Annotated in this window: 20 protein-coding genes and 4 tRNA genes; 8 read left to right on the forward strand and 16 right to left on the reverse strand. The window is 56.5% G+C overall.

Features of this window, described 5'->3' with window-relative positions; all coding sequences use genetic code 11:
• Positions 1-57: 57 nt before the first annotated feature.
• Positions 58-927, reverse strand: coding sequence for a phospholipase A (gene pldA, locus AC3WOK_RS22905; RefSeq protein WP_047345453.1), 870 nt, complete (start codon positions 925-927; stop codon positions 58-60).
• A gap of 163 nt (positions 928-1,090) precedes the next feature.
• Between pldA and yigI the strand changes: the two genes are divergently transcribed.
• Together yigI and rarD are read left to right on the forward strand one after the other, a co-directional pair.
• On the forward strand, positions 1,091-1,558 hold the full coding sequence (gene yigI / locus AC3WOK_RS22910; RefSeq protein ID WP_008501538.1) for an acyl-CoA thioesterase YigI: 468 nt from the start codon (positions 1,091-1,093) through the stop codon (positions 1,556-1,558).
• A gap of 51 nt (positions 1,559-1,609) precedes the next feature.
• A complete protein-coding gene (gene rarD, locus AC3WOK_RS22915) occupies positions 1,610-2,506 on the forward strand; it encodes an EamA family transporter RarD (protein WP_047345454.1) in 897 nt (298 codons plus the stop codon).
• A 43-nt stretch (positions 2,507-2,549) separates the two neighbouring features.
• On the opposite strand, the gene corA is transcribed toward rarD, so the two are convergent.
• The 8 genes from corA to lptM form a co-directional block, all read right to left on the reverse strand.
• Positions 2,550-3,500: a magnesium/cobalt transporter CorA gene (gene corA / locus AC3WOK_RS22920; RefSeq protein ID WP_008501540.1), complete on the reverse strand. Its 951-nt coding sequence runs from the start codon at positions 3,498-3,500 to the stop codon at positions 2,550-2,552.
• 151 nt (positions 3,501-3,651) lie between these two features.
• The gene (ysgD, locus tag AC3WOK_RS22925; protein ID WP_212743980.1) at positions 3,652-3,708 is read right to left on the reverse strand and encodes a YsgD/CorL family protein; all 57 of its coding nucleotides are present in this window, start codon (positions 3,706-3,708) and stop codon (positions 3,652-3,654) included.
• A gap of 149 nt (positions 3,709-3,857) precedes the next feature.
• Positions 3,858-6,020 carry a DNA helicase II gene (gene uvrD, locus AC3WOK_RS22930; RefSeq protein WP_059311536.1) on the reverse strand — a complete coding sequence of 721 codons (2,163 nt, stop codon included), beginning with the start codon at positions 6,018-6,020 and terminating at the stop codon, positions 3,858-3,860.
• A gap of 76 nt (positions 6,021-6,096) precedes the next feature.
• Positions 6,097-6,813 carry a 5-amino-6-(5-phospho-D-ribitylamino)uracil phosphatase YigB gene (gene yigB, locus AC3WOK_RS22935; protein WP_492355150.1) on the reverse strand — a complete coding sequence of 239 codons (717 nt, stop codon included), beginning with the start codon at positions 6,811-6,813 and terminating at the stop codon, positions 6,097-6,099.
• On the reverse strand, positions 6,813-7,715 hold the full coding sequence (gene xerC, locus AC3WOK_RS22940; RefSeq protein WP_059311535.1) for a tyrosine recombinase XerC: 903 nt from the start codon (positions 7,713-7,715) through the stop codon (positions 6,813-6,815). Before xerC ends, yigB begins: the two co-directional genes overlap by 1 nt.
• Positions 7,712-8,419, reverse strand: coding sequence for a DUF484 domain-containing protein (locus tag AC3WOK_RS22945; RefSeq protein WP_047345458.1), 708 nt, complete (start codon positions 8,417-8,419; stop codon positions 7,712-7,714). The genes xerC and AC3WOK_RS22945 overlap by 4 nt, the downstream gene beginning before the upstream one ends.
• Positions 8,416-9,240 (reverse strand): diaminopimelate epimerase, encoded by an 825-nt coding sequence (gene dapF, locus AC3WOK_RS22950; protein ID WP_008501545.1) that lies wholly within the window; start codon positions 9,238-9,240, stop codon positions 8,416-8,418. The genes AC3WOK_RS22945 and dapF overlap by 4 nt, the downstream gene beginning before the upstream one ends.
• 35 nt (positions 9,241-9,275) lie before the next feature.
• Positions 9,276-9,479, reverse strand: a complete 204-nt coding sequence (gene lptM / locus AC3WOK_RS22955) for an LPS translocon maturation chaperone LptM (protein ID WP_013099260.1) — start codon at positions 9,477-9,479, stop codon at positions 9,276-9,278.
• 135 nt (positions 9,480-9,614) lie between these two features.
• Between lptM and cyaY the strand changes: the two genes are divergently transcribed.
• Complete coding sequence (gene cyaY / locus AC3WOK_RS22960; RefSeq protein ID WP_059311533.1) at positions 9,615-9,935, forward strand: iron donor protein CyaY; 321 nt, start codon at positions 9,615-9,617, stop codon at positions 9,933-9,935.
• Positions 9,936-10,026: 91 nt separating this feature from the next.
• Here the strand turns inward: cyaY and cyaA are convergent, their stop codons facing one another.
• Entirely contained in the window at positions 10,027-12,570 is a 2,544-nt protein-coding gene (cyaA, locus tag AC3WOK_RS22965; RefSeq protein ID WP_047345460.1) for a class I adenylate cyclase, read from the reverse strand.
• A gap of 349 nt (positions 12,571-12,919) precedes the next feature.
• On the opposite strand from cyaA, the gene hemC reads away from it, so the two are divergent.
• The 5 genes from hemC (at position 12,920) to AC3WOK_RS22990 (ending at position 18,407) form a co-directional block, all read left to right on the forward strand.
• Positions 12,920-13,861, forward strand: coding sequence for a hydroxymethylbilane synthase (hemC, locus tag AC3WOK_RS22970; RefSeq protein ID WP_492355151.1), 942 nt, complete (start codon positions 12,920-12,922; stop codon positions 13,859-13,861).
• Positions 13,858-14,598, forward strand: a complete 741-nt coding sequence (gene hemD / locus AC3WOK_RS22975) for a uroporphyrinogen-III synthase (protein ID WP_492355152.1) — start codon at positions 13,858-13,860, stop codon at positions 14,596-14,598. Before hemC ends, hemD begins: the two co-directional genes overlap by 4 nt.
• Positions 14,599-14,618: 20 nt before the next feature.
• Positions 14,619-15,821 carry a uroporphyrinogen-III C-methyltransferase gene (gene hemX / locus AC3WOK_RS22980; protein ID WP_492355153.1) on the forward strand — a complete coding sequence of 401 codons (1,203 nt, stop codon included), beginning with the start codon at positions 14,619-14,621 and terminating at the stop codon, positions 15,819-15,821.
• Positions 15,822-15,823: 2 nt separating this feature from the next.
• Complete coding sequence (gene hemY, locus AC3WOK_RS22985; protein WP_059311529.1) at positions 15,824-17,023, forward strand: protoheme IX biogenesis protein HemY; 1,200 nt, start codon at positions 15,824-15,826, stop codon at positions 17,021-17,023.
• Between the two features lie 172 nt (positions 17,024-17,195).
• Entirely contained in the window at positions 17,196-18,407 is a 1,212-nt protein-coding gene (locus tag AC3WOK_RS22990) for an MFS transporter (protein ID WP_492355154.1), read from the forward strand.
• A gap of 507 nt (positions 18,408-18,914) precedes the next feature.
• On the opposite strand, the gene AC3WOK_RS22995 is transcribed toward AC3WOK_RS22990, so the two are convergent.
• From AC3WOK_RS22995 to wecG, 6 genes are all read right to left on the reverse strand, one after another.
• A tRNA-Pro gene (locus tag AC3WOK_RS22995) sits at positions 18,915-18,991 on the reverse strand.
• A gap of 46 nt (positions 18,992-19,037) precedes the next feature.
• Positions 19,038-19,123: transfer RNA gene (locus AC3WOK_RS23000), tRNA-Leu, on the reverse strand.
• 22 nt (positions 19,124-19,145) lie between these two features.
• Positions 19,146-19,221: transfer RNA gene (locus AC3WOK_RS23005), tRNA-His, on the reverse strand.
• 64 nt (positions 19,222-19,285) lie between these two features.
• Positions 19,286-19,362: transfer RNA gene (locus AC3WOK_RS23010), tRNA-Arg, on the reverse strand.
• A 102-nt stretch (positions 19,363-19,464) separates the two neighbouring features.
• Positions 19,465-20,850 carry a bifunctional threonine/serine APC transporter ThrP gene (gene thrP, locus AC3WOK_RS23015; protein ID WP_059311527.1) on the reverse strand — a complete coding sequence of 462 codons (1,386 nt, stop codon included), beginning with the start codon at positions 20,848-20,850 and terminating at the stop codon, positions 19,465-19,467.
• Between the two features lie 197 nt (positions 20,851-21,047).
• Positions 21,048-21,788, reverse strand: a complete 741-nt coding sequence (wecG, locus tag AC3WOK_RS23020) for a lipopolysaccharide N-acetylmannosaminouronosyltransferase (protein ID WP_063432477.1) — start codon at positions 21,786-21,788, stop codon at positions 21,048-21,050.
• Between the last annotated feature and the right edge of the window lies 1 nt (position 21,789).

The raw sequence follows: 21,789 nt of genomic DNA on the forward strand, positions 1-21,789 counted from the left end.
TATTTTCAGCGCCTGAGAGAGAAACTTCAACGTTTAACGCAAAAACATTCGAGCTGCCTAGAGAATATCGTTCAGCATCACGCCCACGCCGACGCGGGTCTGGTTGAAGTTGTAGTCGATAAGCGACTCGCCGTAACCGCTGTATACCTGCGTATAGATGCGAACGTGCTTCGTCACAGGATAGCTTAAGCCCACTTCCGCGCCGCCGTAGCCGGTATTCCAGTTGTACTGGCCCTTCGCGCTCAGCACCGCATCGCCCAGCTGATAGCCGACTTTGAGCTGGTAGTATCCCATGTATTTGGTGATGTCCGGGTTGTCATCAGTGCTGCCGACCACATACCACGGCTTCACCTCCACCATCCAGTTACCGTTCTGCGCCATCAGGCGCGTATAGGCGCGGTTCCAGCTACGTGAAGTCGGGTCGGAACGGCCGTTAGAATCATGGTTAAAGCCCACTTCGACATCACGCAACGTCCATCCGGCAAATTCATAATCCGTTGCAAAACCGAGGAACAGCTGAGGCTCGTAGTTCGTTTCACGGAACGGCGAGGACTCCCCGCTGTTAGACAGCTGCCACCAGGATTTCTGCGTGTAAGACGCACCAAGAACCGAGTTCGGCCCCAGAATGCCGCGCCAGAACGGGAAGGCGAGGCTGAGCTGGAACTTCACCTCATCTTTACGCGCATTATCAGACCAGTTATAGGAGCTTATCGCCTCTTTGTTGAGATCGCTGGTCTGGGTGTAAATCACGTAGTTGGTGTCGTACGGATAGAGCGTGAACGGGTTGTCATGCTCCTGAAGAAGGTTCGCAATAATGCTGCCGTGAACGGCAGGTTTATCATGCACCTCTTTGATCGTCGCTTCCTGCGCATATGCTGTGAGGGGCAGCGCAACCGCCGCCAGTAACCAGGCCAGATACGTCCGCATCGGTGGTGTTCTCCTGCAAAAGAGTAAAATTACTTGAATAGTTATGTGGCGAACATTCTACATACTTCTGCGACAACTGCTGCATCCTCGTTTCTGAAAGTGGAATTCCTTATTGCTGAGGCATAAAATCAACATTTCATTAACAATAAGGATGTGATGCCTCATGTCAGCCATGCTTACCGCCGAAGAAGTGTTAAAACTCGTGGGCGAGATTTTTGTTTACCATATGCCGTTTAACCGCGCGCTGGGACTGGAACTGGAGCGTTACGAGAAAGACTTTGCCCAGCTGAGTTTCAACAACCAGCCGATGATGGTGGGTAACTGGGCGCAAAGTATTTTGCACGGCGGTGTGATTGCCTCTGCGCTGGACGTCGCGGCTGGACTGGTCTGCGTAGGCAGTACGCTGACCCGCCATGACACCATTAATGAAGACGAACTCCGCCAGCGTCTGGCGCGCATGGGCACCATTGATTTACGCGTTGACTATCTTCGTCCAGGGCGCGGAAATCGCTTCACCTGTACCAGCAGCCTGCTGCGCGCGGGCAACAAAGTGGCCGTGGCGCGCGTTGAGTTACACAACGAAGAACAGGTTTATATCGCCAGCGCAACCGCCACTTATATGGTGGGTTGAGGCAGCAAAATCGGGTAAAATTAATTCACTTTTTTGTAACGGATTTTCCCGATGGATGCTAAACAGACGCGGCAGGGCGTTTTACTCGCCCTTGCCGCTTATTTTATTTGGGGTATCGCCCCGGCGTATTTCAAGCTTATCGCCTACGTTCCGGCCGATGAGATCCTTACTCACCGCGTCATCTGGTCGTTCTTCTTTATGATTGCGCTGATGAGCCTCAGCCGTCAGTGGTCCGGCGTCAAAACGCTGCTGCAAACCCCGAAGAAGATTTTCCTGCTGGCGCTCTCTGCCGTGCTGATTGGCGGTAACTGGCTGCTGTTTATCTGGGCTGTGAATAACCATCACATGCTCGAAGCGAGCCTGGGGTACTTCATTAACCCGCTGGTGAATATCGTTCTGGGGATGATTTTCCTCGGCGAGCGCTTCCGTCGGATGCAGTGGGTGGCCGTCATTTTGGCCTTCTGCGGCGTGCTGGTGCAGCTGTGGACCTTCGGCTCGCTGCCGATTATTGCCCTCGGCCTGGCGTTCAGCTTTGCCTTCTACGGCCTGGTGCGTAAGAAGATTGCGGTAGAAGCCCAAACCGGGATGCTGTTTGAAACCCTGTGGCTGCTGCCGGTGGCGGCGATTTATCTGTTTGGCATCGCCGACAGCGCCACCAGCCATATGGGCAGCAACCCGTGGTCATTGAACCTGATGCTGATGGCCGCGGGCGTGGTGACCACCATTCCACTGCTGTGCTTCACCGGGGCGGCGACGCGCCTGCGTCTCTCCACGCTGGGCTTCTTCCAGTACATTGGCCCGACGCTGATGTTCCTGCTGGCGGTGGTGTTTTACGGCGAAGTGCCGGGCGCGGATAAGATGGTGACGTTTGCCTTTATCTGGGTAGCGCTGGCGATTTTCGTTGCCGATGCCATTTATACCCAGCGCAGGGCCCGCAAAGGAATGTAGGTGTTTTGTAGGGCGGGTAAGCGCAGCGCCACCCGCCAGATTTTTACAGCCAGTTCCTGCGCTTGAAATAGAGATACGGCGCCAGCCCGGCGAGGATCATAAAGATTATCGCCCCCGGGTAGCCAAAGCTCCACTTCAGCTCCGGCATAAACTCAAAGTTCATCCCGTAGCTGGAGGCCACCAGCGTCGGCGGCAGGAACACCACAGAAACCACCGAGAAGATCTTGATGATGCGGTTCTGCTCGATGTTGATAAAGCCCATCGCCGCCTGCATCAGGAAGTTGACCTTCTGGAACAGGGATTCGTTGTGCGGCAGCAGGGATTCGATATCGCGCAGGATCTCCCGCGCCTGCTCCAGCTGGCCGCCCGGCAGACGCGCCTTGCGCACCAGGAAGTTCAGCGCGCGCTGGGTATCCATCAGGCACAAACGCACCTTCCAGCCGATATCTTCCAGCTCCGCCAGCGTGGAGAGCGCTTCGTCGTACTCATCGCCCTGATGCCCTTCCATGATCACGCGGCTCAGCTTTTCCAGATCGCTGTAGATGTTTTCAATTTCGTCCGCCAGCTGTTCAATTTTGGTCTCGAACAGGTCGAGCAGCAGCTCGTAGGCGTTGCCGTCCACCATCGCCTGGCTGCGGGCGCGCATGCGGTAGAGACGAAACGCAGGCAGTTCGCGCTCGCGCAGGGTAAACAGGCGGCCGTCGCGAATGGTAAACGCCACGGTGGAGTTACCCGCGTGGTCTTCAGCATCTTCAAAGAAGAAGAAGGAGTGAATATGCAGACCGTCTTCGTCTTCAAAAAAACGTGCAGATGCTTCGATATCTTCCAGTTCCGGGCGTGTCGCCAGGCTTTGTCCCAGCTCAGATTGTACGCGCAGGCGTTCATCGTCGTCCGGCTCGACCAGATCCACCCATACGGCATCAATGAGGGGCTGTGACTCTTCGGCTTCAAGCCGAGTCAGTCGGTTATTTTCGAGTTGAAATGCGCTCAACATGACCGGGACTCCCAATGCAAAAAATATCGGACAGTTCGGTGGGCACACAGAAACAAATTGGGTTTCAGACCATTAAACAGCCTGACTCAGCGCGACGGGAATAGTGCAGGTCGCTGACAACCACTAAGGCCATCAGCAAGGGGAGATAGCCTTAGGAGTTGTTCCTGGATGACAGGGAATTGAGCCAGTATCTACTGGGTGTGTCCAAGGCGAATGTCCTCTTAGCGTAATCGTGCGCGCATGTTACGCCAGCTATAACTGTGGCGTCAACACGCAACGGAACGCTGAAGGGCATTAATTGACCTTCAATGTATAAGGCTAGCAGATTATTACAAAATAATGATATTTTTCTGAATGTTAGACTGTTTCCAGCTTCGCATAGGCCGCCACCAGCCATTTGATCCCCTGCCCCTGGAACGCCACCTGCAGGCGGCTGTGCTCGCCGCTGCCTTCCAGATTCACAATGGTACCTTCGCCAAACTTCGAATGGCGCACGCGCTGGCCCAGCTTGTAGCCGGTGTCGGTTTCCGCAATCGGCGAGCCCATGCGCTGATGGCTGACCGGACGGCTGATGCTCGCACGCAGACGCACCTCTTCCACGCACTCTTCCGGCAGTTCACCGATAAAGCGCGACGGACGGTGATAGACCTCTTTACCGTACAGACGGCGGGTTTCGGCGTAGGTCAGCGTGAGTTTTTGCATCGCTCGCGTCACGCCCACATAGGCCAGACGGCGCTCCTCTTCCAGACGTCCGCCTTCATCCAGCGACATCTGGCTCGGGAACATCCCCTCTTCCATACCCACGATAAACACCTGCGGGAACTCCAGACCTTTAGCGGAGTGCAGGGTCATGAGCTGAACCGCATCCTGCCAGGTATCCGCCTGCCCTTCTCCCGCTTCCAGCGCGGCGTGAGAGAGAAATGCCTGCAGCGGCATCAGGTCTTCGTCTTCTTCGTTGTAGCTGAACTGGCGCGTTGCCGTGACCAGTTCCTCTAAGTTCTCAATACGGGTCTGGCCTTTCTCACCTTTTTCCTGCTCGTACATGGTTCTCAAGCCGGAGTCTTTAATCACCCGGTCGGTCTGCACGTGCAGCGGCATGTCGGCCGTTTCCTGCGCCAGCGCGTCAATCAGTTCGAGGAAGCGCTGCAGCGCGCTGGCGGCGCGGCCGGCGAGCGCTTTTTCCTGCAGCAGCTCGCGGCACGCCTGCCACAGCGTGAGCTGACGATCGCGAGAGGCCTGACGCACCACGTCCAGCGTGCGGTCACCAATGCCGCGGGTCGGCGTGTTGACCACGCGCTCAAACGCCGCGTCGTCGTTACGGTTGGCAATCAGGCGCAGATACGAGAGCGCATCTTTGATTTCCTGACGTTCGAAGAAGCGCATGCCGCCATAAATGCGGTACGGCATGCTCACCTGCAGCAGCGCCTCTTCCAGCACGCGCGACTGGGCGTTGCTGCGATAGAGAATGGCACACTGCTCAAGCGCGCCGCCGTTGTCCTGCCAGGTTTTGATGCGGTTCACCACGAAGCGGGCTTCGTCGAGTTCGTTGAAGGCGCAGTAAATCGAAATGGGTTCGCCGTCGACGCCGTCGGTCCACAGCTTTTTCCCCAGACGCCCGTTGTTGTTTTCAATCAGGGCGTTGGCCGCGCTCAGGATATTGCTGGTTGAGCGGTAGTTCTGCTCCAGACGGATGGTCTGAGCGCCAGGGAAATCGGTCAGGAAGCGCTGGATGTTTTCCACCTGCGCTCCGCGCCAGCCGTAAATAGACTGGTCGTCGTCGCCCACGATCATCACCTTGCCGGTATCGCCGGCCAGCAGGCGGATCCACGCGTACTGGATGTTGTTGGTATCCTGGAATTCGTCCACCAGGATATTGGTAAAGCGTTCGCGGTAGTGCTGCAGGATGTGGGGCTTATTCAGCCACAGCTCGTGGGCACGCAGCAGCAGCTCGGCGAAATCCACCAGACCGGCGCGATCGCACGCTTCCTGATAGGCCTTATAAACGTTCTGCCAGGTCTGCTCGACCGGGTTGCCGAAGCTCTGAATATGGTGCGGGCGCAGCCCCTCGTCTTTCTGACCGTTGATGTACCACATCGCCTGACGCGGCGGCCACTGCTTCTCGTCGAGGTTCATCGCCTTGATCAGGCGCTTCAGCAAACGGAGCTGGTCTTCGCTGTCGAGGATCTGGAAATCCTGCGGCAGGTTGGCGTCCATATGGTGCGCGCGCAGCAGGCGGTGCGCCAGGCCGTGGAAGGTGCCAACCCACATGCCGCCCTGGCTGGTGCCCATCAGCTGGGCGATACGGTGGCGCATCTCCGCCGCCGCCTTGTTGGTAAACGTGACCGCCATGATGGAGTACGGGGAGCAGTTCTCCACGCTTTGCAGCCAGGCGATACGATGAACCAGAACGCGCGTCTTACCACTGCCCGCCCCTGCCAGAACCAGCATGTTGGTGCGCGAGGCGGCAACCGCGTCACGCTGTTTGTCATTAAGGCTGTCGAGCAGGTAAGAAACGTCCATTGGCACCGTCACGTCATGTCGGGCAGGCGAATAGTATTCGCCAAAACCCTGTTAATTTATACAGAACAATTGATGATTATATCAGCGTCGTGAGGGATGCCAACCGCGAAATTTCCAGGTGTGGCAGAAGACGGCTATCGGAGGCGATCATCAGGTCTGCGTTTTCCGGCTTGATCCAGCAGGCCTGCATGCCGCAGCGAATGGCACCCGCCACGTCTGTGGTGAGGTCATCCCCCACGTGCAGAATTTCACCCAGCGACAGATTCAGTTTTTCCGCTGCCAGATGGTACATATCGCTAAACGGCTTGGAGCGCCCGTGGGGGCCGGCACGCAGCACAAATTCAAAGTAATCGCCGAGGCCAAACAGCTCAGGCTGGGCATTGCCATTGGTGATGGCCACCAGCGGCCACTTTTCGGCAAGCTTCGCCAGCGTGTCGTGGGTCTCCTGCGGCACGTCGATACGGCTGCGCCATTTGGCGAAGTTTTCCATTGCCGCTTCGGCCCCAATGGCCGCATCCTGCGCGCTCAGACCCACGTTGAGCATCGCCTGCTCAACCGCGCGGCGACGCCATTCGGTCACATCGTGGTAAATGTCCGGCTCGGTCTCCCGCAGGGACTGACGCAGCGTCTGGAAATCCTTGTTCTGCATCGTCTTCAGCGCCGGATGGTAGTTCTGGACAAACGCCAGCGACTCCTGCTCGGTACGCAGGATCACTTCGCGGTTGTCATATAGGGTGTCATCAAGGTCAAACGTCAGGGCTGAAATCTGACCGAGTGGGCGATAAAAACGCATTATTTCCCCCGTTTGGCGCGTGGATGCGCCGCGTCATACACCGAGGCAAGGTGTTGGAAGTCTAAGTGGGTATAGATTTGAGTGGTCGACAGATTCGCGTGGCCAAGCAGCTCCTGCACGCCGCGCAGATCGCCGCTCGACTCAAGCATGTGTGTCGCAAAGGAGTGACGCAGCTTGTGCGGGTGAACGTGGCTGTTCAGCCCCTGCTTAATGCCCCACTCCGCAAATCGCTTCTGCACGTTACGCGCCGAAATCCGCTTGCCGAGTTTCGACAGGAACAGCGCATCCTCTTCTGCGCCAAACAGCCCGCGCAGGTCAAGCCAGTGCTCAATCCAGGATACCGCATTGCGGCCAATCGGCAGGCGGCGCTCTTTGCTCCCCTTGCCCATGACCCACACTTCGCCGGTGTCCAGGTCGAGGTGTTTTAAATCAAGATTAACCAGCTCTGAAAGACGCAGCCCGGCACCGTACATCACCTCCAGCATCGCGCGGTCGCGCACGGCCAGCGGATCGTTTAGGTCGATATCCAGCAGGCGGTTTACGTCGTCGACGTCGATATTTTTAGGCAGATGGCGCGGCGCTTTTGGCGTGGCGATCCCCTTTGCCGGGTTGGCTTTTAAGCCTCCCTGACTGACCAGCCAGTCGAAGAAGCTGCGCAGCGCAGAGAGCCTGAGCGCCAGGCTTGCCGGGCCTAATCCTTTTCTACGGCTACGCACGACAAACCCGCGAACCGTCGCAGCGTCACAGTGTTGCCAGCTTTTCAGGCCGATTTCGTCGGCAATCTGCATGATGGCATCAAGCTGACGCTGGTAGTTGAGCAGGGTAATGGGGCTAAGCTGACGCTCCACGCCCAGATAGCGCAGAAAGCGCGAGACGTCAGTGGCGAGCAGTGCGTCCGTCATACGCGCTCAATCCAGCGCTCCAGCAGCTCAGGCAGCATCAGGGCAATCTCCTGCAGCAGGTGCGTGGCTTGCCCTTGCTCATAGTGATGTGCGTCTCGGCTGGTAAATAACATCACGCCCAGATCGCCATCGCGCCCCATCAGCGACATCGCTACCGAGCCTATCGCTTTAGCTTCGGGTAACACCACCAGCAGTTCAGGTCCGTTCAATGGCCCCAGGTAGTGATGCTCATGGCCCAGACGCTGTATGCGTAACGGTTCAAACGCCTGACGGCTAATTGCCAGATGAGTAAACCCCGACGGTGCGCCAATGCGCCAGCGGTCAGGGAAAAGACGGATCGTTGCGCCCGCCAGCCCAAGCTCGCGCGCCCAGCGATGGAAGCGGCTGAGGAATTCTTCGAGACTGTGCGCCGACGCCAGACGCGCCTGCAGATGCAGCAAACGATAGAACAGGCTTTCGTTAGTGCTAGCCTGTTCCATCAGCAGCGTCATGTTCTCTTCAAGCTGATTAATGTGGTTGCGCGAGCGCGCCATGTGCCATTCGACCAGCGACACGGTTCCGCGAACCGGATGCGGCACACGCATCTCTTCGACGACGCGTGCATTGCGAATAAAAAACTCAGGATTGCGCAGCAGATAATCAACAACAGCTCTGTCGTCCAGCTCCGTCACTGTTTCCTGCAGTTCTTCCCCTGGTTGTTTCATAGATGGATAAACCCGTCATAGACATGTGCCGCCGGGCCAGTCATATACAGTGGATGACCCGGTCCTTTCCAGGCGATATCAAGCCGACCGCCCGGTAACTCCACGCGAACTTCTTCAGCCAGTAACCCCTGAGAGATGCCCACGGCCACTGCCGCACAGGCACCGCTTCCGCAGGCCTGCGTCTCGCCCGCGCCGCGCTCGTAAACCCGCAGGCGGATGTGCTCGCGCTTCACCACCTGCATAAAACCGATGTTCGCGCGCTCCGGGAAACGTTCGTGGCTTTCCAGCACCGGGCCGAGCGTTTCGACGGCGGCAGTTTCCACATCATCAACCTGAATCACGCAGTGCGGGTTACCCATGGAGACGACGCCGCACAATACTGTCTGCTCGGCCGCACGCATAATATAGGTCTTTTCCGCTTTGTTTGCGCGAAACGGCACGACGGAGGGCTCGAAGTTCGGCTCGCCCATGTTCACGCGCACCAGCTCATCGTCGGTGACGCTGAGCACCATGCGGCCATTGGCCGTGCTGACGCGAATATCACGCTTGTTGGTCAGCCCTTTCAGGCGAACAAAGCGGGCGAAACAGCGCGCGCCGTTGCCGCACTGATTCACCTCGCTGCCGTCCGCGTTAAATATGCGGTAGTGAAAATCGAGGTCGGGATCGTACGGTGGCTCAACCACCAGCAGCTGATCGAACCCCACGCCCAGATGCCGATCCGCCAGGCGACGGATCAGTTCCGGGGAGAAAAACACATTCTGCGTTACCGCGTCGACGACCATAAAATCGTTGCCAAGGCCATGCATTTTAGAGAACTGCATCATTTGCTCCATTGCGCGGGTACAGAACGTTGTCGTCAGAGATTTACCTGAGTCGGACCACCGTTGTTGCCACGATCGTTAGTATCTGGCGTAGATGACTCAATGCCGCTGTTCACAGGTTTCGTCGGCGGCGGCGCGGTTTTATCCGCTGGCGGGAAGTACAGGGGTCCCTTCAGTCCGCAGCCAGTCAGGCTAAACAGCGTGATGAGAACGGCAAGCGTTCGGAAAGCGTTTTTCATTATAAAGTTGCCCGTAAGTTCAAATCTGTTTCTATCATCGCAGGAGAAGACACAAAAGCAAGAGTTTGCCGCTTTCCTGCAACGGGATTTATTTAGGGTTATACTGCCGGCATCACGAAAAACAGGAACAAAACCATGAACGACAGTGAATTCCATCGCCTTGCCGACAACCTGTGGATGACCATCGAAGAGCGTCTTGACGACTGGGACGGCGACAGCGATATCGATTGTGAAATCAACGGCGGTATTCTGACCCTGAGCTTCGAAAATGGCAGCAAAATTATTATTAACCGCCAGGAGCCGCTTCACCAGGTATGGCTGGCAGCTAAACAGGGCGGCTATCATTTCGATCTGAAAGACGGGGAATGGGTTTGCGACCGTAGCGGCGTCACGTTCTGGGATCTGCTGGAACAGGCGGCGACCGCGCAGGCGGGTGAGAAAGTGAGTTTCAGGTAGTTTTGTTGCCCGGTGGCGGCTACGCCTTACCGGGCCTATAACGGCTCGGACCGTAGGCCGGGTAAGCGTCAGCGCCACCCGGCGAAAAGGCTCAGGAGAAATACTGCTGCAGCAGTGGCGCGGTGTCCTGATTTGCAGGCGCGACAGGCGTGACGGCCTGGGTCCGGAACGGAATCACCTGCGTACGACCATCGACGTTCACAATCTGGTAGAACTGCGGCAGGTTAAAGTTGATAAAGCTTGAGCCGTAGGTGAAACGGTCATGGGAAGAGGAGTAGAAGCGGCTGACGTCGCGCACCAGCTCCTCTTTACTGCCTTCACAATGGTGATACACCTCGGCGCGGTTGGTCTCATCCAGAATGTAGATGTTAAAACCGGCATCGTCGCCCGACTCTTCGAAGAAGAACTGAATAATCCCTTCACTGGCAAAGCCGTCCACCACCTGCGGCAGCTTAACGTGGTTGGTTTCCACCTGCACCGACAGGCCATGCAGCTTGTTATGCGAAATCGCGCCGTAGAACTCGATGGCGTTTTCCAGCTTCTGTACCGACACGTTGAGACGTTCGAAGAACAGTCCCCAGGTCTGGCCGGAGACGCGCAGCGCTTTAAAGCGTCCGGTTTCCTGACGTGTGCTGGAGAGACGCAGTTCAATACACTCTGAAACCAGCTGCTGCACGCGGGTACGGATTAAACCGCGCAGGTGCTGGCTATAGCAGAACACTTCCACGCTGTCCGGCGGCGCGGCATCCTGATGCATCTTGCCGAGAATAGTTTTCAGCGCTTCGATCATCGCCTGCTCGCCGTTGAAGTGCAGGGTACGCACTTCGTTCCACGAGTTGCGGTAAAGCAGATCCACGCTGCCCACCAGGCAATTTTGCTGCTCGCCAAAGCTAAAGACGTCCAGCTTGCGGAAGTCAAAATGGACCACCTGATTGCGGAAGGCCGCCGTCGGGTCGTACTCCAGGTTAACAATGATCGCCAGATGACGAATCTCACACGGGCTGTAGAGCGCCTTCGGCGTTGGCGCAGGCAAACGCAGCGGGAAGTGGTGTGAAACATCCGCCACCATCTCCTGCAGCTTAGCGAGATCAACCACCTCGTTGCCTTTGATAAACAGGCGGGTACGCGAAGTCAGCAGACCGTTGAACCAGGCCCAGGCCACCAGCTTGTTCAGATAGCGGTTATATTCCAGCGGCTGATGGCTGATAATTGAATCCATGCTTGGCGCACGGTTGTAAAGATACCACCCGGTGCGGTTCGCGCGACCCGGCGGGACATAGATAAAGGTCAGATTCGGTTCAGACAGGTCAGGCGAAATCTGCGGGTTAACCAGGGTAACTTTACCCGGCAGCGCTTCAAACGCGGCGTACAGCTTACGGGTCAACACCCCGATATCCTGCGGGCTGGCGGAAACGCTGAGGTTGTTACGGCGCGCAAAGCGGATCAGGTTACGGTAGCTTTGCATCATCGCATCGAGCAGTTCGTTGTGCGCTTCACGCACCTGATCGATTTTCCAGTTGGCCCGGTTGTCGAGCATGGACAGACGCGCTTCGTCCCATCCCCACTCTTTCACTAACTGACTAACCACTTCACGACGCCAGCCCACGCAGGCGCGCTCGCGGCTCAATTTCTCACACACTTTGAGATAGAAACATCGACGCACCAGGTCAAGACGCGTGGTGTCGTCAATGGCTTTCAGGTATTCGGTCACGCGCTCCAGCATCATGCAGTAGGCGTCCAGCCCGAAGGAGACGATCTCCCCATCGTGCAGACGCTGCTTGATATCTTTCGCCAGCAGGCGTGGTGTTGGGTATTCCCAGGAATAGGCTTCCAGCAGCAGCGTTTTCAGCACCGCTTTGTACGGCGAGTCGATACTCTTATAAAGCTGCCAGAGGCTTGCGCCAAAGTACTCTTCCGCTGACAAAGAGCTCAGGCCGCCGAGGTCCAGCCATTCGTTTGGCGTCAGTACGCCCTGCGAATAGAGCGACATGACGTAATCGTCGTAATGCTCTTCTTCATCGCACGGGACCATATTCCACAGAATACGCTTCCCGGCCAGGCGAACGGCCGTACGGTAAAATTCATCCAGCAACAGGATGTGCTGGGTCGAGCCGCAGTCCTCACCACCCAGACTGCCGCTTTCATTATGGCGGAAACGGTTTTCATCAATCAGGAAGAAGCTCACTTCCACGCCAAGCGACGCCGCCCAGCTTTCCAGCAGGCTGCATTTACGCTGCAGAAGCTGACGCTCTTCGTTATCGAGCCAGGATTGATGACAGACCCAGATATCCAGGTCTGAAGAACAGCTTTGCCCTACCGATGAGGTACTCCCCATAGAGTAAACGCCGGTAATCGGCAGTTCACCTTTCGGGGACTCCTGTGGCGGCATGCCGCGATAGAGCTCAAGCTCGTTCAGATAATGCTGTTGGGTTTCATCAGGCGTGAAAAGGCAAATGCCCTGGGGAACGTTACCGTCAAGGTAGCCAGGCATTAGCGGATGGTGATAGTGCAATAATGTCGGCAGCAGACTGTATACCTGCTGGAAAGCAGGGCCCATGGCAGCAAGCGCGCGATCCACACGCAGTTGATTTATGGCATCCAGTCTCTGTTTCAGAGTCTCAATATAGAGGTACAAGACGTATCGCCTGATGTTTCCGGGTGGCGCAAGCTATTCAAAACACGAATAACAGCGGGCCCGCAGTATTTCAAAAAGATAACCGTTACCCTTTTTCGCCCTTATCATTATGGTGGTACCGACGAAAAAATGGTCTAAAACGTGATCAATTTAACACCTTGCCGGTTGACCGTAAAGAAAGATGCGCTACATACAAGTGTAGCACCGTTCTGTACGTGTAAATTCCTGAATACGGCTATGGCCGACGAATACGCCGCCTTGTCCCTCTCACGCTTCATCAACCGTAAAACTGCCATCCCAGAGTCAACAATGTTAGGATGGTTAGCGATTGATAATGACGGTAACAAGCATGTTAGACAATGTTTTGAGAATTGCCACACGCCAAAGCCCTCTCGCGCTCTGGCAGGCACATTATGTTAAGCAGCGCCTCGAAGCCTGCCACAGTGGATTGCGCGTCGAACTGGTGCCAATGGTCACGCGCGGTGACGTGATCCTGGATACGCCGCTGGCGAAAGTGGGCGGTAAAGGCCTGTTTGTCAAAGAACTGGAACTGGCATTGCTTGAGAACCGCGCCGATATCGCCGTACATTCGATGAAAGACGTGCCCGTCGAGTTCCCGGAAGGGCTGGGGCTGGTGACCATCTGCGAGCGCGAAGATCCGCGTGACGCATTTGTCTCTAACCACTACGATTCGCTCGATGCGCTGCCTGAGGGTAGCGTGGTTGGCACGTCCAGTTTACGCCGTCAGTGTCAGCTGGCGGAGCGTCGTCCTGACCTGATCATTCGCTCGCTGCGCGGGAACGTCGGCACGCGTCTGGGCAAGCTGGATAACGGCGATTACGATGCCATTATTCTCGCTGTTGCAGGCCTGAAACGTCTGGGGCTAGAGGAACGCATTCGCGTGGCGTTACCGCCAGAGCTGTCGCTGCCGGCCGTTGGCCAGGGTGCCGTTGGCATTGAGTGCCGTCTGGACGATACGCGTACCCGCGAACTGCTTGCCCCGCTGAACCATGACGAGACCGCTACCCGCGTTAAAGCCGAGCGTGCTATGAATACCCGCCTCGAAGGGGGATGCCAGGTTCCGATTGGCAGCTATGCTGAATTGACGAATGGCGAACTGTGGCTGCGCGCGCTGGTGGGTGCCCCGGACGGTTCGCAGATGGTGCGCGGCGAGCGTCGCGGTAAAGCGCAAGATGCCGAACAGCTTGGCGTTTCGCTGGCAGAAGAGTTACTGGATAACGGTGCCCGCCAGATTCTGGCTGACGTTTATAATGGAGAACCCCCTGCATGAGTATTCTCGTCACCCGCCCTTCTCCCGCAGGAGAGCAATTAGTGAGCCGTCTGCGCGCACTGGGGCGGGTGGCCTGGAGTTTTCCGCTTATTGAATTCTCCCCGGGTCGGGAGCTCTCTGCGCTTGCCGACCAGATGAATACCCTTCAGGAAGGCGACCTGCTGTTTGCACTGTCGCAACATGCCGTGGAATTTGCCCACGCGCAGCTGCAGCTGCAGGGGCTGTCCTGGCCAACCGCTCCGCGCTATTTCGCGATTGGCCGTACAACGGCGCTGGCGCTGCATACCGTAAGCGACGCGGATGTTCGTTACCCGTTAGATCGGGAAATCAGTGAAGTCTTGCTACAATTACCTGAATTACAAACCATTGCCGGAAAACGTGCGCTGATTTTACGCGGTAACGGCGGGCGCGAACTGTTGGGTGAAACGCTGCGCGAGCGCGGGGCTAACGTCACGTTCTGCGAGTGCTACCAGCGTTGTGCAAAACATTACGACGGTGCAGAAGAGGCGATGCGCTGGCATACGCGCGGTATTACGACCCTGGTCGTAACCAGCGGTGAAATGCTCCAGCAGCTCTGGTCACTTGTGCCGCAATGGTATCGTGAAAACTGGTTACTCCACTGTCGGCTTCTGGTCGTCAGTGAGCGTCTGGCGAACCAGGCCCGGGAGCTGGGCTGGCATGATATTCGGATCGCTGATAACGCTGACAACGATGCGCTGCTGCGCGCATTACAATAACTCTCAAATGGGAAGCCATAATGACGGAACACGATAAATCCTCCGCCGTGGTTGAAGAGACCAGGGAGACTGTGGAGACAACGCCACAGCCAGAGACGACTGAGAAAACCGCTGAGAAGAAAAACGGCAGCAACAAAACGAGCCTCACGCTGAGCGCGATTGCCATCGCCATTGCGCTGGCAGCAGGTGTTGGCCTGTACGGTTTGGTGAAGCAACAGGGTGCTAACCAGACGTCCACCAGCGATGCGCTGGTGAATCAGCTCACTGCCCTGCAAAAAGCGCAGGAGACGCAAAAAACCGAACTGGAAACCGTGATTAAACAGCAGGCCGCCGCGCTTGCCGATGCGAACAGCAAACAGGAAGAGCTGACCAAACAGCTGGGCGAAGTGCAGCAGAAAGTCGCCACGATTTCCGGCACCGATGCCAAAACCTGGCTGCTCTCGCAGGCTGATTTCCTGGTGAAGCTCGCCGGACGCAAGCTCTGGAGCGATCAGGACGTCACCACTGCCGCCGCGCTGCTGAAAAGCGCTGATGCAAGCCTGGCAGACATGAACGACCCAAGCCTCATCACCGCACGTCGTGCGATCACCGAAGACATCGCCAGCCTCTCCGCCGTCTCACAGGTGGACTACGACGGCATTATCCTTAAAGTGAACCAGCTTTCGAATCAGATTGATAACCTGCAGCTGGCGGATAACAACGACGACGACTCCCCGATGGACTCCGACGGCACCGAGCTTTCCACCTCCCTGAGCGAATGGCGCGTGAACCTGCAAAAAAGCTGGCAAAACTTTATGGACAGCTTTATCACCATCCGCCGCCGCGACGAAACCGCCGTACCGCTGCTGGCGCCGAACCAGGATATCTATCTGCGGGAAAACATTCGTTCCCGTCTGCTGGTAGCGGCACAGGCCGTGCCGCGTCATCAGGAAGAGACCTACAAGCAGGCGCTGGATAACGTCTCAACGTGGGTACGCGCTTACTACAACACCGATGATGCGACGACCACCGCCTTCCTCGAAGACATTGATAAACTGAGCCAGCAGAACATCACCATGAACGTGCCGGATAAGCTGGAAAGCCAGCCGATTCTGGAGAAGCTGATGCAGACGCGCGTGCGTAACCTGCTGGCGCAGCCGGGCGTACCGGCAGAGCAGACGGGCGGAGCGGCAGCCGCTCCTGCTTCCGCACCCGCGCCTGAAAGCGCGCCGCAGGGAGAGTAACGATGCTAAAAGTCCTCTTACTCTTTATCCTGCTGATCGCCGGGATCGTCCTGGGGCCAATGCTTGCCGGTCATCAGGGCTACGTCCTGATCCAGACCGATAACTACAACATTGAAACCAGCGTAACGGGTCTGGCGATCATTCTGATCCTCGGCGTGGTGGTGCTGTTTGCTCTCGAGTGGATCCTGCGTCGTATTTTCCGCACCGGTGCCCATACGCGCGGCTGGTTCGTTGGCCGCAAGCGTCGCCGCGCCCGCAAACAGACCGAACAGGCGCTGCTTAAGCTTGCAGAGGGTGACTATCAGCAGGTTGAAAAGCTGATGTCGAAAAACGCCGATCATGCCGAACAGCCGGTGGTGAACTATCTGCTGGCTGCCGAAGCGGCGCAGCAGCGCGGTGACGAAGCCCGCGCCAATCAGCACCTGGAGCGGGCGGCAGAGCTGGCGCATGGCGACCCGATTCCGGTGGAAATTACGCGCGTTCGTCTGCAGCTGGCGCGCAATGAAGATCACGCGGCTCGCCACGGTATTGACCGCCTGCTGGAAGTCGCGCCACGCCATCCGGAAGTGCTGCGTCTTGCCGAGCAGGCCTATATTCGTACCGGCGCGTGGGGCTCGCTGCTGGACATCATTCCGTCGATGGCGAAGGCCGAGGTCGGTGATGATGAACATCGTGATGAGCTTCAGCGCCTGGCGTGGATTGGCCTGATGGATCAGGCGCGCGCCGATCTGGGCAGCGACGGTCTGAAAACGTGGTGGAAGAATCAGAGCCGTAAAACGCGCCAGCAGATCCCTCTGCAGGTGGCGATGGCGGAACATCTGATTGAATGTGACGATCACGACACCGCACAGGAGATCCTTCTCGACGGCCTGAAGCGCCAGTACGACGATCGTCTGGTGATGGTGATCCCGCGCCTGAAAACCAACAACCCTGAGCAAGTCGAGAAAGTGCTGCGTCAGCAGATTAAAAACGTCGGCGACCGCCCGCTGCTGTGGAGCACGCTCGGTCAGTCGCTGATGAAGCACGGTGAATGGCAGGAGGCGAGCCTCGCCTTCCGCGCGGCGCTGAAGCAGCGTCCTGATGCCTTTGACTACGCGTGGCTTGCCGATACGCTGGACAAGCAGCATAAGCCGGAAGAGGCAGCCGCCATGCGCCGCGATGGGCTGTTGCTGACGCTGCAAAATAACGGTAACCCGCAATAAATAAAAAGGAGGCCAGACGGCCTCCTTTTTTTATCGCCTTTCTCCTGCTACATTCTTTACACCCACATCTGTAAACGAACCCGCCAATGTAACGATGTCTTTTCATTAACCTTTTTTCACACACGCGCACTTTCTGCAGCGTGGATTAAATCGTTTTTGAAAGGAAATCTTCATGAACTCGCTTTTGTATGCACTTATTGAAGCGCTGCGCTGCCACCGCTGGCTGCGCCTGCTTGCCTGTGCTTTTATATTCTCTTCGCTGGGAAATGGTTTAACCCAGGTCGTGGTATTTGGTTTACTGTTAGCGTGGTCGGCCTCGCCCGCCCTGCTAACCCTCGCTTTTCTTTTCGCTACGGTTCCGGGATTCATCGGCAGCGCGATCGGCGAAAAGCTGTGCTCGCGCTATTCTCCGCTATCCCTGCTGATACTGACCGAGGGGCTGGGATTGCTCGCCCTGCTCTTCCCTCTTCTCGGTGCGGGTTATCACAGCATTGCCTCACTACTCGCCGTGCAATCCACCGAAGCGCTGCTCAGCGGGATGAGTTGGCCCGCGCTGACAATGCTCTTTAAGCGCGGACTTAGCGAAGCAGAGCTGCCTGCTGCGACCTGTCTGGAAAATGTGATTTTTGCTTCTCAGGTGTTATTGGGTACCGGACTCGGCGTGATGCTGTTCAAGCAGACCTCCGTGTTTACCTTGCTGGCTATTGATGCCGCCAGCTTTCTCGGGTCGCTGTTGCTGCTGTGGCTGGCTGGACGCCGGTTTTCTGCGCCATTGCTACCGCTCCCCAGAGAAGAGGCAGCCCCCGCGCCACTGCGCTGGCGGACGTTGACCGTTCGGCAAAAGCGCAGCCTGCTCATTCTGCCGGCGCTGGCGGCCGTCGGCTCACCGGCTATGGCGCTACTTCCGGCTCTGGCGCAGCAGCTCCATCCTCAGGATGCGGCGGGCCTTGCTCTGCCTCTGCTTTTCGCAAGGAGCATGGGACAACTTTGCGGCCCCATGCTGCTAAAAAAAGAGAGCCTGACGCGCTTTGCCGGTCACACGCCGCGAATCATCGTTTGTCTCGGTATCTTTCTGGCCGCTTATGGAATGCTGCCATTATTGTCCGGGTGGATGGCATGTGCGCTGGGGATGGTTTTTATCGCGCACTTAGCCTCGAACGTTCTCTTCGCGGCCGGCACGTTTGGCGTACTGAGCAGTTTTCATATCACGCAAACCGCGTCGGCCAGCGGTAAAGCCTGGCGCTGGCAAACGCTCAGCGCCTCTCTTTTCACCGGCATTACAGCGATGGTGGCAGTTGGGCTTGGCTCAGTGCTGGCGCTCTATACGGTCTCGTCAGCCGCCCTGCTGTTGGTCGCCCTGATCATGCGTGGGTATCGGGAATAAGACATAAAAAAACGCCTGCTATAAAAGCAGGCGTTAAAACAGGTCTGTAAGACAACATATTTGGTGCTTCACTCAACGTTATGTCCATGGTGTCTGATGAGGCCGAAGCGACATCTGTCAGTGGACGATAAGCACCGTAAATGGCTCTGCGTCATTCCTGAGTTTATGAGGCACTAAGGCGAACATAAGAGATGGAATGAGCATCTACGCGTATATTATTGCACGTAACGTGCCAACATGACATCCAGAAGTTTTACATGACGCAACATTTTAAGATAAAAGGAAATTATGCTGTTGGGCGCCGTCTTAATCGCTACAACATATCGGTCAATGCAGAAATATGTCGCCAGGAGGAGACAGCAAAACCCATGGATAATAAATATGTTTATTTTCAAATAATTATATGTCGCTGAATCGCGACAATGAAACAGGACGCTGTCGGGGAATGACTACAAGTGTGAAAAAGTGGCAGAAAACAAAAAACCCCGCCGAAGCGGGGTTCAAAATTGGTCGGCGAGAGAGGATTCGAACCTCCGACCCACTGGTCCCAAACCAGTTGCGCTACCAAGCTGCGCTACTCGCCGATGTACTGCTTTTTTGAATTTTTAGTTCAATTCATTTAAAAAGTCGTGGTGCGAGGGGGGGGACTCGAACCCCCACATCCAAAGGACACTAACACCTGAAGCTAGCGCGTCTACCAATTCCGCCACCTTCGCAATTCACAACTCTTTCAAATAATGGGGTGGCTAATGGGATTCGAACCCACGACAACTGGAATCACAATCCAGGGCTCTACCAACTGAGCTATAGCCACCACTGTATTCTTTCACGCGGTACTGACTACTTCTCAGACCACCGCAGCTCCAGCACCGGGTTAATGGTGCGCCCGACAGGATTCGAACCTGAGACCTCTGCCTCCGGAGGGCAGCGCTCTATCCAGCTGAGCTACGGGCGCTTAGCGCCGTTGCGGGGCTGGATATTACGTACCTCCGTCCCCGCTGTCTAGTGCTTTTTTGAAAAAAATGCGCGTTTGGTTATGGTTTGCACATTTTGCCGCTTATTCCTCCACTTTCTGCGTGGTGGCACGGCGACCCAGGCCAAAAAGCTTATAAGCAGCCGTCACGGCCGCCAGGAAGATCACCCCGACAAACAGCGACATGCGGGTATCTTCATTAAAGTACATCCCGATTAATACGCAAATCAGGAACGCCATCGTCAAATAGTTCGCATAGGGGAACAGAATGGAGCGGAACGGATGGCTTTCAATCGCCTTTTTATGCGCATGACGGAAACGCAGCTGGCTGATGAGGATCACAAACCACGGCACCATGCCCGGCAGTACGCTGGCGCTATAGACATAAACGAACACGCGCTGCGGATTAGGGATGATGTAATTCAGGCAGGAGCCAACCAGCAGGATAGCAATGGAGACCGCCACACCAGCCACCGGCACGCCTGCACGTGAGACTTTACTCATCGCCGAAGGCAGCTGGTTATTCTTTGAAAGTGCATAAAGCATCCGCCCGCAGCTGTACATCCCGCTGTTACAGCCTGACAGCGCTGCCGTCAGGACCACAAAGTTGATGATACCCGCCGCCGCCGTGATGCCAATTTTGGCGAAGGTTAATACAAACGGGCTACCCGTCGTGCCAATTTCATTCCACGGGAAGATAGTCACGATGACGAAGATCGCGCCCACGTAGAAAATCAGGATACGCCACAGCACTTTGCCCACCGCGCTACGCAGCGTAACCTGCGGGTTTTTCGCTTCACCGGCGGTAATGCCGATCAGCTCTACGCCCTGATACGAGGCCACAACGATACACAACGCCGTCAGGAAGCCCTTCCAGCCGCCGGCGAAGAAGCCGCCGTTTTCGGTCAGGTTGCCAAAGCCGATAGCGTGTCCACCGTTGCCAAAGCCGAAGAAAATCACGCCCAGGCCGACGACAATCATCACGATAATGGTGGTGACTTTGATCATTGCGAACCAGAACTCGATTTCACCGTAAAGACGCACGGCAGCCAGGTTTGCCAGGGCCACCAGCCCCACGGCAATCAGCGCGGGTATCCACTGGACCATATCCGGGAACCAGAACTGAACGTAGACCCCTATCGCGGTGATCTCCGAGATGCCCACCGCCATCCACATGAACCAATATGACCAGGCCGTCAGATAGCCGAAGAACGGGCTCATATAGCGATGCGCGTAAACGGCAAAGGAGCCGGTTACCGGCTCCAGGAAGAGCATTTCGCCCATGGAGCGCATGATGAAGAAAACAAACAGCCCGGCAATAATGTACGCCAGTAATACGGAAGGGCCTGCCCATTTGAGCGTGCTTGCCGAGCCCATAAACAGGCCCACGCCGATAGTGCCGCCCAGCGCTATCAGTTCTATATGACGAGCTTCCAGCCCACGCTGTAGCTCCGGTTTTTTCTCTGCCATAGATCCTCGATTGTGTTTGCGGTTTCCCGGCTTAAGGCCGGGTATTGTTTTTTAGGGGTACTAAAATACGGAGCGAATGGTTTCTTAAAATCTGCCAAATGGCAAACGATGCATTAAAAAAATGAATGCATTGCACAGATTATCAGCAGTTTTGCAGGCGAGTTGCAGCGCGAATAGCATATCGCGCTACATTTTGATTACATTTTCCCGGTGTAATGCCAGGCGAGGTAGCGTAGCAGTCGGATCTGTCGTTTAAGGCGCGTCGGTTGCGATAACAGGCGGTACAGCCACTCCAGCCCCAGATTTTGCCAAACCTTCGGCGCGCGCTTAACGTGGCCGGTAAAGACGTCGTACGTGCCGCCGACGCCCATGTAGAGAGCGTCCGGACAAACCTGACGGCAGTCACGCATCAGGATCTCCTGGCGCGGGGAACCCATCGCCACGGTGACAATTTTCGCCCCGCTGTCGCGAACGCGCTCAAACAGAGCCTGCCGTTCTTCAGGTTTGAAATAACCATCCTGGCTGCCGACAATATTAACATTCCATTGACGACGAAGTTTCTCCTCGGTCTGGGCCAGTATCTCCGGCTTCCCGCCAATCAGGAACACTGGCGTGCCCTGCGCGCCTGCGCGAGCCATAAGCTGCTCCCAGAGATCGGCACCCGCCACGCGGGAAACATTAGCGTCAGGGTACTTTTTACGGATAGAGCGGACCACGCTGATCCCGTCCGCGTATTTGAATTCAGCCGCGCCGATCAGGCTTTTGACCTCCGCGTTATCTTCTACGGCCAACATCTTTTCCGCATTGATGGCGACCAGCGTGCCGGATTTCATCTGGCCGTCGGCGAACAGAAAATCCAGCGCGTGCTGCATGTTGCGCCAGCCAATAAGCTGCAGACCACGTAGCGCATAGCGCGGTGCAGAAATGTTATCAGTCATT

Source organism: Enterobacter sp. FW301-JW81, assembly GCF_058788735.1.